This is a genomic window from uncultured Hymenobacter sp. (assembly GCF_964242765.1).
GTDB lineage: Bacteria > Bacteroidota > Bacteroidia > Cytophagales > Hymenobacteraceae > Hymenobacter.
Genome location: NZ_CAXTBM010000024.1, coordinates 62,001 through 78,186, shown reverse-complemented (window position 1 = coordinate 78,186; position 16,186 = coordinate 62,001). Strand labels below are relative to the sequence as shown.

General features: G+C 55.6%; 13 protein-coding genes. 8 read left to right on the top strand and 5 right to left on the bottom strand.

All coding sequences use genetic code 11. From position 1 onward, the window contains the following. Positions 1–1,355: alkaline phosphatase D family protein (locus tag ACFE7X_RS12285; protein ID WP_375435967.1), on the bottom strand; the 1,355-nt coding region annotated here is incomplete at its 3' end. Between the two features lie 435 nt (positions 1,356–1,790). Here ACFE7X_RS12285 and ACFE7X_RS12280 point away from each other — a divergent pair. The 7 genes from ACFE7X_RS12280 to ACFE7X_RS12250 all read left to right on the top strand — a co-directional run bounded on the left by ACFE7X_RS12280 (position 1,791) and on the right by ACFE7X_RS12250 (position 9,662). Beyond that, positions 1,791–2,201, top strand: coding sequence for an STAS/SEC14 domain-containing protein (locus ACFE7X_RS12280; protein ID WP_375435966.1), 411 nt, complete (start codon positions 1,791–1,793; stop codon positions 2,199–2,201). A gap of 55 nt (positions 2,202–2,256) precedes the next feature. Beyond that, on the top strand, positions 2,257–2,697 hold the full coding sequence (locus ACFE7X_RS12275) for a hypothetical protein (RefSeq protein WP_375435965.1): 441 nt from the start codon (positions 2,257–2,259) through the stop codon (positions 2,695–2,697). A 511-nt stretch (positions 2,698–3,208) separates the two neighbouring features. Beyond that, positions 3,209–4,873 carry a glycosyltransferase family 39 protein gene (locus ACFE7X_RS12270; protein WP_375435964.1) on the top strand — a complete coding sequence of 555 codons (1,665 nt, stop codon included), beginning with the start codon at positions 3,209–3,211 and terminating at the stop codon, positions 4,871–4,873. A 288-nt stretch (positions 4,874–5,161) separates the two neighbouring features. Then, positions 5,162–6,520, top strand: coding sequence for a flippase (locus ACFE7X_RS12265; protein ID WP_375435963.1), 1,359 nt, complete (start codon positions 5,162–5,164; stop codon positions 6,518–6,520). A 2-nt stretch (positions 6,521–6,522) separates the two neighbouring features. After that, on the top strand, positions 6,523–7,446 hold the full coding sequence (locus ACFE7X_RS12260) for a glycosyltransferase family 2 protein (protein ID WP_375435962.1): 924 nt from the start codon (positions 6,523–6,525) through the stop codon (positions 7,444–7,446). A gap of 210 nt (positions 7,447–7,656) precedes the next feature. Then, a complete protein-coding gene (locus ACFE7X_RS12255) occupies positions 7,657–8,226 on the top strand; it encodes a BLUF domain-containing protein (protein ID WP_375435961.1) in 570 nt (189 codons plus the stop codon). Positions 8,227–8,606: 380 nt separating this feature from the next. Beyond that, positions 8,607–9,662, top strand: a complete 1,056-nt coding sequence (locus ACFE7X_RS12250; RefSeq protein ID WP_375435960.1) for a GDSL-type esterase/lipase family protein — start codon at positions 8,607–8,609, stop codon at positions 9,660–9,662. A 46-nt stretch (positions 9,663–9,708) separates the two neighbouring features. On the opposite strand, the gene ACFE7X_RS12245 is transcribed toward ACFE7X_RS12250, so the two are convergent. From ACFE7X_RS12245 to ACFE7X_RS12235, 3 genes are read right to left on the bottom strand one after another with little or no spacing between them, the layout of a single operon-like run. Then, entirely contained in the window at positions 9,709–10,299 is a 591-nt protein-coding gene (locus ACFE7X_RS12245) for a hypothetical protein (RefSeq protein ID WP_375435959.1), read from the bottom strand. After that, entirely contained in the window at positions 10,292–10,804 is a 513-nt protein-coding gene (locus ACFE7X_RS12240) for an RNA polymerase sigma factor (RefSeq protein WP_375435958.1), read from the bottom strand. The genes ACFE7X_RS12245 and ACFE7X_RS12240 overlap by 8 nt, the downstream gene beginning before the upstream one ends. Continuing rightward, positions 10,801–11,643: an alpha/beta fold hydrolase gene (locus ACFE7X_RS12235; RefSeq protein ID WP_375435957.1), complete on the bottom strand. Its 843-nt coding sequence runs from the start codon at positions 11,641–11,643 to the stop codon at positions 10,801–10,803. Before ACFE7X_RS12235 ends, ACFE7X_RS12240 begins: the two co-directional genes overlap by 4 nt. A gap of 342 nt (positions 11,644–11,985) precedes the next feature. Here ACFE7X_RS12235 and ACFE7X_RS12230 point away from each other — a divergent pair, with 342 nt between their 5' ends. Next, the gene (locus tag ACFE7X_RS12230; RefSeq protein ID WP_375435956.1) at positions 11,986–14,151 is read left to right on the top strand and encodes a family 43 glycosylhydrolase; all 2,166 of its coding nucleotides are present in this window, start codon (positions 11,986–11,988) and stop codon (positions 14,149–14,151) included. Between the two features lie 165 nt (positions 14,152–14,316). On the opposite strand, the gene ACFE7X_RS12225 is transcribed toward ACFE7X_RS12230, so the two are convergent. Beyond that, positions 14,317–15,864 carry an arylsulfatase gene (locus tag ACFE7X_RS12225; protein WP_375435955.1) on the bottom strand — a complete coding sequence of 516 codons (1,548 nt, stop codon included), beginning with the start codon at positions 15,862–15,864 and terminating at the stop codon, positions 14,317–14,319. Between the last annotated feature and the right edge of the window lie 322 nt (positions 15,865–16,186).

Here is a 16,186-nt window from a genome sequence, read left to right as displayed (position 1 = left end):
CCGTCCCAGGCATCGAGGTTGAAGGGCAGCACCGTCGTGACGCGCGCCCGCTCGGCTGGCGTTACGGTGGGGTCGCCCTGCTGAATCCGCAGCTTGATGGCAATAAGCTGCGTCGTTAAGGCAATGTATTGCGCCAGGATTGTGGCCGTTGCGCCGCCCGAAGCCAACTGCGCCAGCAAAGGCAGCAACTCGGCGGGGATATACATCTTACCCATTAACACCTGCGAGCCAAGCACTTGCCATTTGGCGTTGCTACCCCCCAGGGTTGCTGCGAGCCAGGCGCGCTGTTCTGTTCCGAGCAGGCTGCGGTTGGGGTTCAGCCAAGCCGCCGCAAAGGCCGCCGCGTTGAAGGTGCCGTCTTCGCCGAAGTAGTCCGCGAAGCTGAGCTGCTTTTCGCGCCCGAGCAGGCGCGTGTCGAGCATAAGCAGTTGGGCGATACCGCCGAAGTCGAAGCTGCGGTAGATTTTTTCCGGGCTAATGACCCGCGCCGGCAGGTATTCGTGCCACACCTGCTGGGCAATCTGCTTGCGCTGCGAAAAGCTGCCTTCGTTGGGCTGGTGGTTTTGGGCCCCGTCTATATAGGCGTCGTTGGTTAGCTCGTGGTCGTCCCACACGCAGATAAACGGTTTCAACTGGTGAGCTTTCTGCAACTGTTTGTCGCTTCTATATTGCTTGTAGCGGGTGCGGTAGTCTTCTAAACTCAGCACTTCGGTGGTCGGTAGGTGTCCCCGGTTCAGCGAAGCCGTCGTGGGATTCGTTCCATACTGTCCTAGCCCATATTCATAGATATAATCTCCTAGGTGCACCACTACGTCGGCCTCGGAGGCGGCTACGGCGCCGTACACGTTGAAGAGGCCGGATTGATAATTGGCGCACGAAACAACAGCCATTTTCACACTGCTGACTTGGCCGGCCGTAGGCAGCGTGCGCGTTTCCCCCACCACGGATTCGGCCTTGGTACGCTCGTTGCGGAAACGGTAGAAATATTTTTTGTTGGCTACCAGACCCGGTACCTCCACGGAAATGCTATAGTCTGTAGCCGCCGTGGCGCTTATTGTCCCGCTTGAAGTTAGCGGCCCGAAGCCAGGGGTTTCGGCTAGCTCCCACCGGATTGTCGCGTCGGCGGTTTCGTTATCGGCAAGCGTATAGCGAGTCCAGAGAATGATGCTATTCTGAGAAGGATCGAAGCTGGCAACTCCTTCGTTGAAGCCGAAGCCGCCGCCATAAGTCGGCGCGTCGTCATCGTCGGCACAACTGGTTAACAGAGAGGGAAGCAGGGTCATTCCTCCTGAAACCAAGGCCGTGTTTTTGATGAACTCTCTTCTCGTCAAACTTTGCGTATTCTTCTTAGCCATAGCGTCGGACATCAAATTGCAGTTGACAATACTAAAGACCTAGTGTTAACTGAATGCTATGGATAAGTTACAGAATAAATTAGCTTTTTATAATACGGCTTTTCACCTTGTTCCTTGATACCTATTTGATAACTAGTCACTTACTTTACCCTTAACAGTAGCACTACCTCGAGGTCAGGAAAGCAAGCAAGACAGTTGACGATATGCGCTGAAAATGCTGAAGGGCACGGTACTGCCAAGCGCCATGCTTCGCTGGCTAGAGCGCAGATAGCAGCAGAATCAATACGATAGAATGGCAAAGCCCTTAACCTATTCATTGAATAAAGGCTAGCAAACCACAATGCACCAATCGGTTATATTTCAGTCATACCCGATTTATGTTGCTTACAACCTGTCCGTTTATCTTCTTACGCGGCCTTTTGCGTTCTTTGTGCGATGAGGCAAGAATTGACGACGCCTACCGGTCGCGTCTACCTGACTATTGATACCGACCGCGCAAACCGGTGGATTGCGGTGAACTGGCAAGGGTACTTGACAGCCGAAAGTATTCAAGCTGGCGCCAGAGCCTACACGAAAACCTTAGCTGAATCAGGCTTCTCGTGCGTGCTCAACGATACCCGAGACGTGCGTGGCCCTTGGGAGCACTCGATGGACTGGGTCATCAATGAATGGACGCCGGCTGCGGCTGCCGCAGGCTTGCGCTACTTTGCAATGATTGCCACTCCAGATTCGTTTGCGGGTGATTCCGCCGCCGCGTTTTACGCCCAACTCACGGCCTTCCAAGCGAGAGTGTTTGCTGATTTAAACACCGCGCAGGAGTGGCTTCGGCAGCAAGTTCGATCCTGATGTTTGTCACTTGGAAGGCGGCAGTGGCTATTTAAACTAACTCGTTGAAAATCAAATGCCCGACGAAATTATTTTGGTTGAACCGTATGGTTCTGTTCTAGTCGATACCCGTGTATCGTGCGTTATTGTGCAGTTCCATCACTTTGCCAACAGCACTGAATTTAAACACCTCATGAACACCGGCCTGGCTTATTATGCGGCGCATAGCCAGTTGCAGAAGCCTTGGGGCTGGATCGGTGATGTGCGGCGAATGAGTGCTATTCCACAGGACGTGCAGGACTGGCTGACCACGGATTGGAATCTGCGGGCCTTTGCGGCGGGCATCCGGGAAGTGAGCGTCGTGCAGGCGGAAACAGCCATTGGCCAGATGGCCACCCAACAATATGTTCGGAACACCGCCGCCAAAATAGCGCTGTACGAAATATACTCCGTTTATTATCCTTCTTTGAAAGCCGCCAAACAAGGCGCCCGCCGAGCCTTGCAAAGAACCAGCTAACGTATTGCTGGGCAGGCAGCATTCCCTTTCTAAGTTGGGGTTGAACTGCCGCTGCTCTTTGGTTAATCAACGGCTTGAGCTGAGATGCAGGCTCAGAGTATTCCCAGAACACTACTGTATCCTACCCGAAGCTTCTGCAAAAGCTTCGCCAAGAGCATCCCCGCTCCGGAGTTCATGGGCGGCAGGCCCTGCCACCTCCCATTTCTAGCGCGGCAGCCGTCAGATTATTCCGCTCTCCAGCAGAGGGCCAGATCTGACTGCTGCCGCGCCAAAACCCTATTATAAGGCATCCTGTACGACAGTATTAAGGGGGTTGACATATCAAGTTTAGGGCATTTGCTGTAATCTGGAATATGGCTTGACGCAGCTCAAATTGTCACTCATGGCCTTTGAAAATCAACTAGATACAACACGCATTTACTGTAGCGCGTAGGCATAAGACAAGCGGGAAGCAAGGTAGCCGGCCGGTTAACTAGCAAAGAAAATCAGCCGCAGCAAGCCACCTTACCAAATGGCAGCACAGCTTACGAAGTATTCCAGCGAAAGCATGACGCCGAGTGGCCGCACGGTGTGGTGGTGGCTGGCGTTGGGGGCGGTGTTGGTAGGGGTTGCCTTGCGGTTGTGGCAGTGGTGGTTGGGCACTACGCTTTTTATGGATGAGCTTGCCATCGTGCATAATCTGACCACCCGTTCTGTTGGCCCTTTGGTGAGTTTGCCGTTGGAGGAAGCGCAAGTGGCCCCGCCGCTGTTTTTGGTGGTGGAAAAAGCCTGCTTAACGCTGTTCGGTCCTTCCGAATTGTCCCTGCGGTTGCCGCCACTGCTAGCTTCCCTCGCTGCGTTGCCGCTGCTGTGGTTGGTAGCTAAGCGCGTGCTCGATGAACGTTTGGTGCCATTAGCCCTTCTTACGGTTGCCGTTGGGTTCACCTTTGTGCATTACAGCAACCAAGTGAAACAATACGCTAGCGACGTAGCCGTGAGTCTGCTGGTGTTGTGGCTTGCTTTCCGGTTACGCGAGGCAATGCCGGCCCCAGGCTTCTGGATAGCCGCCGCGTTGGCCGGTTTGGTGCTGCCTTTCTACTCGCAGGCCTCCTTGATGTTCTTTGCCGGTTGCGGCGCTGCCTTAATCTTGCTGGCTTACTTCGACCCCGGTTGGCCCCGCTTACGGGCCACCTTGGCAGTGGTGGGCACTTGGGCCATAGGATGCGCGCTTAGTTTAGCTTTGGCCCATCATGTTCTCACGCCCACGAATCAAGCCTTCATGCACTATTTCTGGCGAGAGGGGCTGCTGCCGCAGGATCCTCGCCTACCGGTCGTTTTGGCCGGCGCTCTAGCCGAACGTTGGGCCAATGGGCTAGGGTGGCCGCACCCGGCCAGCATTTGGGTTGGGTGCTCGGTGCTCGGCGTAGTGCTGCTCTGGCGGCAGCACCGGCAGGTGGCATTGCTGCTGCTGGCGCCTTGGGTGCTGAGCACGCTGGCGGCAACGCTCCATTGGTATCCGTTACGCCAACGCCTGATGGATTTCCTTCTGCCTACCGTTATACTCTTTGTTTTTGTGGCCTTTCAAGCTGCGGTACGCTGGGTTTGGCACCGCAACCAACGGCTAGGCGGGGCGGTACTGGCTCTCGGCGTCGGGCCGATTCTCTACAGCACGACGCGCGACAATCTGCCTCCTTTTTGTGTCGAGGATGCCAAGACGCTTTATACCCAACTCGCGCGCGTGCACCAACCCAACGACGCCATCTATGCCTATTACGGTGCCGGTCAGTACTTACGCTGGTACGGCCGGCAGTACGGCTTTACTCCGAAAACCTACCGCCTGGGTCACTGCTACCGCCATACGGTGGGGGCCGAGCGCAATTATCTGAAGGAAGTAGATGCGTTCCGGGGCCGGCGGGTATGGCTGGTAATGATGCACTTCGATCCGTATGACAACCAAGTCCTGCGGGCTTACCTGAGCAGCATCGGGCAGCCCGGACGCCGCCTGACCGTACAAAGCCGAATGCCCGATGAACTGCCAGGGTACCACGTCGCCTATGCGCAACTCTACGATTTGACCGATGCCCGCCGCGCTGCCCGCTTCACGGCGGCAACCTTTCCCCTAGGGCCAACGCCCACGCGGCCAGCCGCCGAAATCTGCTGGAGCTGCTATGGCCCTCAAGCCATTACCGGCAATTAGCACTCAGATTTGGCTACGCTCACCTAACTAATTTACGAGCCGTCTAACAACTGTTTTTTGCTGGAATCCGCGCTAGCACCTTGTCAGCGCAGAACTACAGTCATCCGTACTGTCCGAAGTTAGCTACTACTCCAAAGCACAGCCGCAACATAGGTAAATCATAAGGAGTAAGAACCTTATGCGCTGTGCTTCAGCTCTATTGCCGGATTTTTGAAGCTTCTCCTTCCCGGATTTTAGAGCACTCTTATCCGTTACTTATCTCATCCGAGAACTTTCCACACCTACTTCGTGACACCTAATACCACTGTGGAAGAAGAAAGTGCTACTCCGGCGGCGCCCAGAATGAGGCGCTTTGCTATCAACGTAGCCTCGCTCTTCAGCGTCCAGATTGCCAATTTCCTGCTGCCACTGCTGACGGTGCCCATCGTTGTTCGCATCATCGGACCGGCCAACCTGGGGCTGCTCAACTTCTCGCAGGCCTACGTCATGTATTTCAGCTTGCTTATCAACTACGGGTTCGACATGGCGGCCGTCCGCTCCATTGCGGCCAACCGGGCCGACAAGCAAGCTACCAACCGAATCTTCAGTCAGGTAATGGCGGGCAAGACCGTGCTCTGGGTGCTTTCCACCGTGATTTTCCTGCTTGTTTCGCTTTCCAATGCCGAGTTTAAGCAGCATTTGTTTCTGCACATATGCACTTATCTGGTGTGCATCGGCACAGTGCTTTCCCCGTTCTGGCTGTATCAGGCCATGGAAGATTTGGGGCGGGTAGCTGTTTTCAACTTGGCGGTGAAGCTGATTTTTTCGCTGTCGGTGCTACTGCTGATCCGGCGGGCTGAAGATTATTTCTACCAGAACCTGGCTATCAGCGTTTCCCAAATTGCCGTCAGCGTAACGGCGCTGTACGTGGCCATGCACCGCTTCGACGTCAGATTCACCTGGCCCACCGTACCCGAACTGCTGAACCGCTTCAAAGAAGACCGCACCATCTTCTTTTCGTCGGTGATGATAACGCTGTACGCTAGTTCTAATGTGTTTTTTCTGGGCTTGCTTGCCCCGGCTTACAACGTGGGCATCTACTCGGCTGGCACTCGCCTCGAAGGCATGGCCGAAACGTTCGTGGGCCTCGCCCTCAACCAGGCCTTCTTCCCCATTGTGGCCAATGCCTTCGGACAAAGCCGCGAACAGGGCTTGCGCATGGTGCGCAACACGTTTTTTCCGCTGCTGGCCCTCATGACGGTGGTCGGTATCGGGTTGTGGCTGGTGGCTCCTTTGTTTGTCACGCTCTTCTACGGCCACAAATTTCAAGACTCTATTTCCGTCCTGCGCATTGTATGCGTGCTTCCACTCCTGATTGGCATGAGCAACCTGTTGGGGATGCACACCATGCTCAACTTGCGCATGGACAAGGCGTTTTTCAGCGTAACTGCCTTCGGCTCGCTGGTCGGGGTGGCCCTTAACGTGCTGCTAATCCGCAAGTTTGCCCACGTAGGGGCGGCCTACGCACTGGTTGCTACCGAACTCTACATTACGGTGGCCATGTACTTCTACCTCCGCTACAAAGGCATCGAAGTCGTCAAGCTCTCTCATTTGCGGGAAGCTTTTTTCTTCACCAAAGCGCGTCTTCAAACGCTACTTCATCGTTAGTTATGGAAACTCTCACGGCAGAAACGATAGCGGCTGTAGTGGTCACCTACAACCGGCTTAGCGACCTGAAAAAGTGCCTCGATACGCTGCATCAGCAAACAAGAAAGCTCGATGTTATCTTCGTCATCAACAACGGCAGCACCGACGGCACGCAGCAGTGGCTGGACACCCAGCCTGGGTTGCAGGTAATTACCCAGGCCAACCTGGGGGGCGCGGGTGGGTTTGCTACGGGCATCGACACGGCCTTTAAGGGCGGCTACACCTGGCTCTGGTGCATGGATGACGACTGCCTGGCGGCCCCCGACGCGCTGGAGAAGTTGCTGGCCTCCCCGAGCTTGGGTCCTTGCATCAAGAACTCGATGTCGGTGAGCGTGAAAGACCATGAGGAACTGGCCTTCTTTGTCAGTCGGCCCAACCAGGAGTACCGGAAAGTGACGGACATGGCCGCCGTGGACCTTGTGTACGGGGTGGCGTCGTTCTTCAACGGCACCCTCATTCACGCCGACGTGGTGAAAGCCATCGGCATTCCGGATAAGAATCTGTTTATCTGGGGCGACGAAGTGGAGTACATGACCCGCGCTCAGAAAATGGGCTTCCCAGTGGTAACGGTGCCCAGCAGCGTGTTTTATCACCCGCCTTCCTTCGACCGCGAAGGTATTCCGTGGCCCGCCGCGTGGAAGCAGTACTATGCTGTGCGCAACCAGCGGCGCGTGCTGCAAAATTTGCATGGCCAAACGGTTGGGCGCGTTTTGTTTGCTACGTGGGTGGCAAAAGCAACCCTTCAGCAAGCTTTGGCCAAGCGGGCCAATCGTCTCTACAACTTTTTGCTGTACGGCGAAGCAGCACTAGATAGCCTGACCAATAATTTTCGTAAGCGTCCTGATACCATCCTGACCTTGAAGCTCTACAAGTGGCGGCACAAATAAGCAGGAGATTTCCAACAGGTAAGAGTGATGCGTGAAATGTAGGGCTAGGCGCGGCGAAGTTAGCTTGTAATTTCCGGCATGGCCTGATTGAATCCACTCTGCCAGCAGTCGGGCTATTGTTCTGTTTGATTGCTCCACCTCCTGTTTAGCAGGCATAAGAAAGTGTTGGTCGGGCTTGCACGCTCGTTGGTCGTATCCGACCTTAGCGTGATGGAACCGCCGCTCCCTCCCCGTTGGACCTTTGCCCGCGTCTTAGCGCTTACGCAGAAACCGGCTTTCCCCCCGAGCGCCTACGAGCAGCAGCTGTTGGCCAGCTACCAGCGTGGCGAGCGGACGCTCGATGAACTAGTGGATTTGCTTGAGACCAGCACGTACCAAGTGCTCTATCATAGCCGCGCGACTCCCTTGCCGAGCCTGCTTCAACTGCGCAATATCCTCGACCACTCGCGCGACTACAATGCCACTCACCAGATTACCGGGTTGCTGCTCGGCAGCGAAGGACATTTTGTGCAGCTGTTAGAGGGGACGGAAGAAGAAGTTCGGACGTTGTTCGCTAAAATTCAGCAGGATCGACGGCACCAATATGTGCGACTAGTGAGCCAGGGAGCAGCTAGGCAGCGGTATTTTGCTCCGTGGCGCATGGGCTTTGCTCATGTAGCAGCAACAGAACTTACCCGATTTGTGGCAGCGGTTGAAGCGCGGAAACCAGTTACTGATTTATGCTTCAAGGACCCGTACGTACAGGCTTTGTGGCAGGCGGTAAGCCAGGGCGAAAGCTAGACGTGCTCCGATTGAAGTTTGCGCAGGCAGTAGCTCCCAAGGACAGGCCCTTGCGGTTAGCGTCGTCAGCCCGCCTTCCTTACCCCGAAATGACGGGGAGCGAAGGCGGACTGAGTTTAGCCTTGTCTATCGTAGCTACCTGGTAATATTCTCAAACGGAATGTTGAGATTCTATTTCCAAAGACTCTTATCCAGTAGCTTTAGGCGCCAAAAGAAATATCTGGTTGGCTTATTCCCATTCTCGGGTAGGAGTCAGGCAAACGACTTCTGCCATCGAGAGCCCCACATTCATTTTATCCCCGATGAGCGTACTCCCTTCTTCAAGGCAAACACTCATTCGCTATCTGCTCGGAGCACTTTGCTTGCTTATTTCAAGCTGTGTGTTCTCCGGCTCTGGCGCTACTACGCCCGATACCCTGCCAGCAACTGTTTTGCAGCCCTTTGGCCGGACAGTGGTTAACAGTCAGCAGCAGTTGGAGCTGATTGGTTCGGCGGTGCATTTCGGGTTTAGTTTCGAGGGCAAGGAATGCCAGGTGTATGCTTCCGTCCCGAATGCAGAACAGCATAACTATCTGCAATACGAGCTTGATGGAGTGTACCAAAAAAGGATAAGAATTGATGGCAGCTCCAAGGAACCCGTTGTTATTGCCGCCCCTACCCCAGGTAAGCATATGGTATGGATCTACAAAGCTACTGAGGCACATACAGGGCCTATTGCGCTTGCAAAAGTTGCGGGCAGGAAGGTAAGGGCGCTTGAAAAGCCGGCAGCTCCCGTAATCGAGTTTATCGGCAACAGCATCACGTGCGGAGCCGCCGCCGACCCGTCGGAAGTGCCTTGCAACAGCGGGCAATACCACGATCAGCACAACGCCTACATGGCGTATGGCCCCCGCGTAGCCCGCGCTCTGAGCGTCAACTTTCTGGTAAGTGGGGTGAGCGGCATCGGGATGTACCGCAACTGGAACAGCAACGGGCCGACCATGCCCGAGGTGTACGAACGAGTTGATTTTCAGGAGCGTACTACCCAGCGCTGGAACTTTGCCACGTATGCACCAGCAGTAGTAAGCATTGCGTTGGGAACCAATGACTTCAGCAACGGCGACGGGAAGAAAGCGCGGCTACCCTTTGACTCTGCCCATTTTGTTGACCGCTACGTGCAATTTGTGGAGCTAGTGAAGTTGAAATATCCCAAGGCCCAGATTGCCCTGCTCAGCAGCGCCATGATCAACGGCAAAAACCGAAACACGCTGCAAAATTGCCTGACGGTCGTGAAACAAAAAACTGATACCGCCCACCCAACAGACAAACCCGTAGCGGTGCACTTTTTCCAGCCCATGCAAGCCCGCGGGTGCGGCGGCCACCCCAACGTGGAAGATCATGCCATCCTAGCCGCGGAGCTGACGCCTTTTTTTCGGAAGTTATTGCCGGTGCAGTAGACCTATTTCACCCCCCACGAAGCCGACAACAACTTCAGTAACTGAACTAGGCAGCACTCTCTAACTCATGCGTTAAGTTCACCAAGTCAGCTAGTTGCTGTAACTCGTCGCGAATACCGCGTCGGATTTGCCAAATCAGCAAGCCAGCCCCCACAACATACGAGCCGTCCATCAAGACCAGCCAGCGCAACGCGAAATGGTGGCTAAACTCGGGCGTCAGCAAGTAGAAGCCGAGGCTGTATAAAGCCACCGTGCTCAGGGTAACCGGGCCGTGAATCTGCTGACGAAAACGATAAAAAGCGACCGTCTGACGGGCGGTATGGGCGGCGGCCTGCCCCAGTTGAATTTGATGCGCCTGGTAGATGCTGCGTATTTCCAGGCCGATGCGCACCATCAGGCTGCCTATCATCAACGCCATGCCGCAGTGACTAAGATTAGTTTTCAGAGGCGCGACATACGCGAAAAAGAGGCTGATTCCGAGCAGCGTCAGCGTTAGAACCAAGACGTTGCCGTACTGAAAATAAAGGCTGCTCCTTTTGCGGCGCTGAGCAGTGACTAGTAGTTCGCTTAATCCGGTGGCTGGCGCAGATGCAGCGGCTTCTCTCGCCTTTTTCCAACTTGTTGTAAGATCATCCATGATGCGGGGCGTGGGTTAAAAGGTGCTTCATTCGTTTTTTGATGCGGTGAATTTTCACGCGCAGATGGGTGCTACTAATGCCGGTGATGTGGGCAATTTCTTCGTAGGCCAGTTCCTCTAGCACCAGCATAATGAGGACCCGGTCGACTTCGGCTAGCTGGCCAATAGCGTAGTACAGGCGGGCATGGTCGTCGGCATCAGGCTCGGGCGCGTCAGGGCTAACTGGGTAAGGAGCAGTGGTGAGCGGCAACGCCCGCTGCCGCTTGCTCGTGCGCAAATACAGCAAGCACGTGTTGGTGGTGATGCGGTAAATCCAGGTTTTAGGCGAAGCCGCCCCCTTGAAGGTGGGCAAGGCTTCCCAGATGTTAAGAAAAACTTCCTGCGCTAAATCCTGCGCAAGCTCAGCGTCTCCTTTCATGAAGCCCCGGCACAACTGCCGGACCATTGCGTAGTACTGCGCGTGTAAGGCGATAAAAGCGGCTTCCCGCGAGTTATGTGCCTTCATTGGGTAAGAAAGGCGCTCAGTTGGTGGTAGAACCAAGCCGGCTGGTCGAACATAATGAAATGCTTGCTGGACGGTGCCAGCCGGATACTTTTAACGGCCAAGGTGGCGTATTGCTGCTCGAACGTACGCCGCACCACGAGCGTATCCGGCATGGAAGCCCCCAGAATCAGCGTGCGCGCTTTCACTTGTGGCAGCAGCGGCCGCAGGTCTAGTTGCAACAGGTCGGTGTAGCCGTAGACGTATGTCCGACGGTCAGCGGCTAGCGCCCAGGCTACTAGCGTATCGACTTTAGCCGGGTCAGTGGCCATGTTCTGTGCCAAGCGACGGGCCGTTTGGCGGAAAGCATCGTCGGAGAGAGCCAGGATTTGCTGATTGTACGGACTCTGGTAACGGAGTTGCGTGGCGGGTACGCCCGGCATCATCAAGGCCCGCATGCAGGGAATAGCATCGACGAGCACCAGTTTATCTACCTTTCCGGGCAAAGCCGCCGCAATTTCTACGGCTAAGTTGCCTCCCATGCTATGGCCTACTATCGTCAAGTGAGCTAGCTTCTCGTTTTGAATATAGCGTAGCAATTCCCCTTTAATGGTGACGTACCAAGGCGTGTCGATGGGCTGTACGCCCCGGAAGCCGGCGTAGGAAACCTGGTAGCTGGTTGTTTTGGTGGGCAGATGACAGATGGTTTGCTCCCAGACCGAACCGGGGGACGTGAATCCCGGCAGGAAGAGCACGGCCGGACCGGTTCCTTTTCCCTGCTTGACGATGTGAATGGCTTGCGCTTGGCAGCAGCGTACACCGGCCAACAGGACCAGCGCACAAACGAAGATAAAATTTCTCATAGGGTTGTTTTTGCTGCTTAGATGCACCCCCCGGAGAATTGTTACAGGTTTGCAGAAAATTAAATCATTAGTCCACTAAACCTTCTCGGCAGTGGACTAAAACTCCTTATGCACAGAGTAAAGGCCTACCGGCAAGTAGGCTAGGTCTGCAAACAGGACGATGCCTTCTTATTGCCAACTAGGATGATTTCTTGCAATATTAGAGGCGCGCCTTTGGCTTTGTTGCTGCGGCCAACCCAATGGATTTCCGCTACCTGCCGGGCTACGTGCGCTCTACCGCAAGTGTGCCTGCTTGTACCAGAAGTTCGATACGCCTTCCACTCTTTCAACTTCTTTCAAGCAATGACACTTTTAATTGCGCAAAGCCGGCGTTGCCAGACAGGACTGCTTATCTGGTTGTTGTTGTGCCTACCTCAGTGGACTCTAGCCCAGAAGCGGCCGGGCGGCAACAAGAGGGCAACTAGCACCACTACCACCGAACAAACCTGGATGCCGGATAACGGCAACGGCACCTTTACCAACCCGCTTTTCTACGATGAGTTCTCGGACCCCGATCTGATTCGCGTCGGCGAAGACTACTACCTGACAGGCACCACCATGCACGCCATGCCGGGGCTGCCGGTGCTGCACTCCAAGGACTTGGTGAACTGGGAACTGCTAAGCTACGCAAGCGACAAGCTGGACTTCGGCCCCGAGTACCGCCTCGAAAACGGCAAATCCGTGTACGGCCAAGGTATCTGGGCGCCTTCGTTTCGCTATGCCAACGGCAAGTTTCACATTTTCACGAACGTGAACGGCCGTAAAACGCAGCTCTACACGGCCACTAATCCGGCGGGTCCCTGGACGCACACCGAGCTAAAAAAATCCTTTCACGACCTTTCCGTGCTCTTCGATGACGACGGTAAAACCTACGTTATCTGGGGCTACGACGAATTGAAAATTGCCGAGCTGACCGACGACCTGAGCGACACCAAACCCGGCACCGAGCAGGTGCTGATTCCGCGGGGCAGCGGCGTGGGCGAAGGGTCGCACTTCTACAAAATAAACGGCAAGTACTTCATTACCAATACCAACTATGACCCCGTCGGCTACATGGTGTGCGCCCGCGCCGACAAAGCTACCGGCCCCTACGAAACAACGGTTATCAGTGCCGAAGAAGCTTTGGGCATTGGCGTGACTTGGCGTCTGCGGCCGGGCCCAAACCCGCCCTTCGTGCTCACCCCGCCCCAAAATGACTTCTCTTCGGCTATCCCGCTGCATCAAGGCGGCATTGTGCAGACGCCCACGGGCGAATGGTGGGGCTTCTCGATGATGGACCATAATGCGGTGGGCCGCTTGCTGTGTTTGTCACCGGTTACGTGGACCAACAACTGGCCGTATTTCGGTTTGCCCGGCAACCTGAAACGCTCGCCGCGTACCTGGGTGAAGCCTACCTCGGCCGCGGCTTCCGCGCCCTCGGCTCCTTTCAAGCGCAACGACGAATTCAACGCCAACCAGCTCAACCCGCTTTGGCAATGGAACCACTTGCCGGAAAACAGTAAATGGTCGCTTACTGAGCGCAAGGGCTACCTGCGGCTCCACGCCTTACCGGCCAAAGATTTCTGGTCGGCGCGCAACTCCCTGACGCAACGTGCCATTGGCCCGGAATCAACCCCAACCACCGAACTCGACACCAAAGGCCTCAAACCCGGCGACGTGGCAGGCCTTGCCTTACTGAATTACCCGTACGCCTGGATTGGAGTAGCGCGCACGGCCGCGGGCCTGGAAGTGCAGCAGTATGACCAACGCACCGACAAGCTGCAACGCCAGCCCATCAAGGCCGCGCGGGTCTGGCTGCGAGCCCCCTGCGACTTCGACAACGACCTAGCCCGCGTGCAGTACAGCACCGATGGTGTAACGTTTCAGACTATGGGCGAAGAAATCAAGCTGGTTTTTCAGCTCCGAACCTTCCAGGGCATCCGGTATGCGTTGTTCAATTACAACACCACCGGCACGGCAGGCGGCTACGCGGATTTCAACCGATTCGTGGTCGATCAGCCCCGTTCGAAGGGTCTGACCAAGCCTATTCCAATGGGACAAACCATTACCCTTACCAGCTTGGCCGACAGCACCATCCTCATCAACTGGCGCGGCTCTTTGCGCCCTGTCCCGTTAAAGCACCCGCTAGCGAAAGGAACGGCTTCGCATTTCCGGGTGATAGACCGGGGTCAGGGCCGCATTGCTTTAGAATCGGCGGGCGGGCAGGAATCGGATGGGGGCTTAGTGACCGTAGTGGGCATGGCCGGCATGGGCGAAGTGCGGATAATGAAAGGCGAAAGCAACGATGCCAACACTTTCCAGTGGCAAGACATGCTGCGCGGCGACCTGATGCTGATGGCGCTGACCAACCACCGCTACCTCACGGCGCAGCCCCGCAGCAGCGGCTTATGCGCGGCCGATGCTCCCGGCACCCGCCCCGACCGCCAAGATGGTTCCTGCTTTAGGTGGCAAGCAGTTACGGTTAAATAGTTCGCGGAGCAGCCCCATTTGGCCCGCCCGACTAGCTACCTGCACATAACCCAGATGCCGGCCTTTGCCACCAAGCACTCCGCAGCCCGACTTGCAGGTATTTTCACCCGGAGCCTTGCCTTTATGCCCCAGTACAGACCGTTCAACTCGACGGCGACGTTGCTACTATTCCCCTTTTCCCTTGGCCAATTGCGCAAAGGGAATAACCCCTACTCGCGCGGCCCACTTGTCGTAGAGGCCCGTCAGCTCTTGCACTTTCCGCGGATTCTGGGCGCTGAGGTCATTCAGTTCCGAGCGGTCAACTTGGGTATCGTAGAGTTGCCACTTGTTGGCGGGATATTCTGATACCAACTTCCACTTGCCCTGGCGCACGGCACGGCTGCCTTCGTGCTCGAAAAACAACGCATCGTGCCCAACCCAAGGTTGGCCTTTCAAAACCGGAACCAAGCTGATTCCTTCGGTAGGAGTGATAGGACTGTTTTTGTACGATTTAGGGTAAGGTACGCCGGCCAACTCCAGGCAGGTGGCCATGAGGTCGACAAGATGCCCTGGCTGAGCAACCGTGCGGCCGGGTCGCACGATGCCGGGACCGTAGGCAATGAACGGCGTGGCCGTGCCCCCTTCATATTCCCAGTGTTTGAAGAGCCGGAAAGGGGAATTGCTGACCGTGGCCCCCGCAAACTCGTAGGAAGTGAAAGAGGTAGGGTCGCTGGCCGGCTTGCGGCTGGCTTCGATAATTTCGGGCAGAAAGCCTGGCCCTTTTATGCTCTCGTTGCTTGCCCCATTGTCGGAGAGAAACATAACAACCGTGTTCTGATCCTGACCCAGTTCGCGCAGCGTCTGGCGCAACCGCCCGATGTTTTGATCCATGCGGTCAATCATGGCAGCATAAACTGCCATTTTAGTGTCCCACTGCTCTTTCTCTTCCTGGCTAAGCGTTTCCCAGGCCGGCACGTGCGAATCGCGGGGAGAAAGACGGGTTTTGGCATCAAGCATACCGAGCTGCTGCAACCGTCGAAAACGCTCTTCGCGTAGCTTATCCCAGCCCACCATAAACTTGCCTTTGTACTTGGCAATGTCCTCGGGTAAGGCGTGCAACGGCCAGTGCGGTGCTTGGTAAGCCATATACAGAAAAAAAGGCTTCCCCGAAGACTTGCTGTCTTTCAGAAACTTAATGGCAAAGTCAGTGTAAGCATCCGTGGAATAGTAGCCGGGGCCGGGCGTGTAGGGCTGGTTGTCCAGGGCCAGGGTTAGCGCCTGATTCGGACGGTAGGGGTAATTGGCAAAGTAGCTGCTTGCTCCGTCAATCAGCCCAAAGTAATGGTCGAAACCACGTTGCGTGGGCCAATGCGCGGGCGCCTGCCCAACGTGCCACTTGCCACCCATAAAGGTGTTGTAGCCGCCGCCTTTCAGAGCTTCGGCAATGGTAACGCAGTTGTTGTTCAGGTAGCCTTGGTAGGCTGGTTGCGGCCGCGTATTCATCATGTCTCCTACTCCGGCTTGATGCTGGTAAAGGCCCGTCAGCAACGAGGCCCGACTCGGGCAGCACCGTGACGCATTGTAGAACTGAGTCATTTTCAGTCCCTCCCGCGCCATTGCATCCAGGTTCGGCGTTTGGGTTGCCGAGCCAAAGCAGCCGATATCCGAGTAGCCCATGTCATCGGCTAGAATGATGATGACGTTGGGTTGCTTCCGCTGTGGCCCAGCCGGCATCAAACTAAGGAATAGCCCCGCAAGCGGCAGTAAAGCCCCTAAAACCTCTATTCTACGCCTCATTGGTCCCGTTTTTTCTGCATGATTACTGCCAGCCTCAAGCTCGGGAAAGCAAAACTTACCTGCAACCTGTACCCACCTGTCTGTCCGTTCAGGCAGTCAACCCCAATAAATTAGTTGCTGCCAGCGTGCGGATACGGAGCTTTGGGTGAAACACTTGGCAAGCTTTTCCACGGGGTGCTGCTAAGTTTTAGCAGACGGTGGCTTGCTTGGGAGAAAGGTGATGCAGGTAGCCTACTTGCCTTTTCTTAAACAATCATTC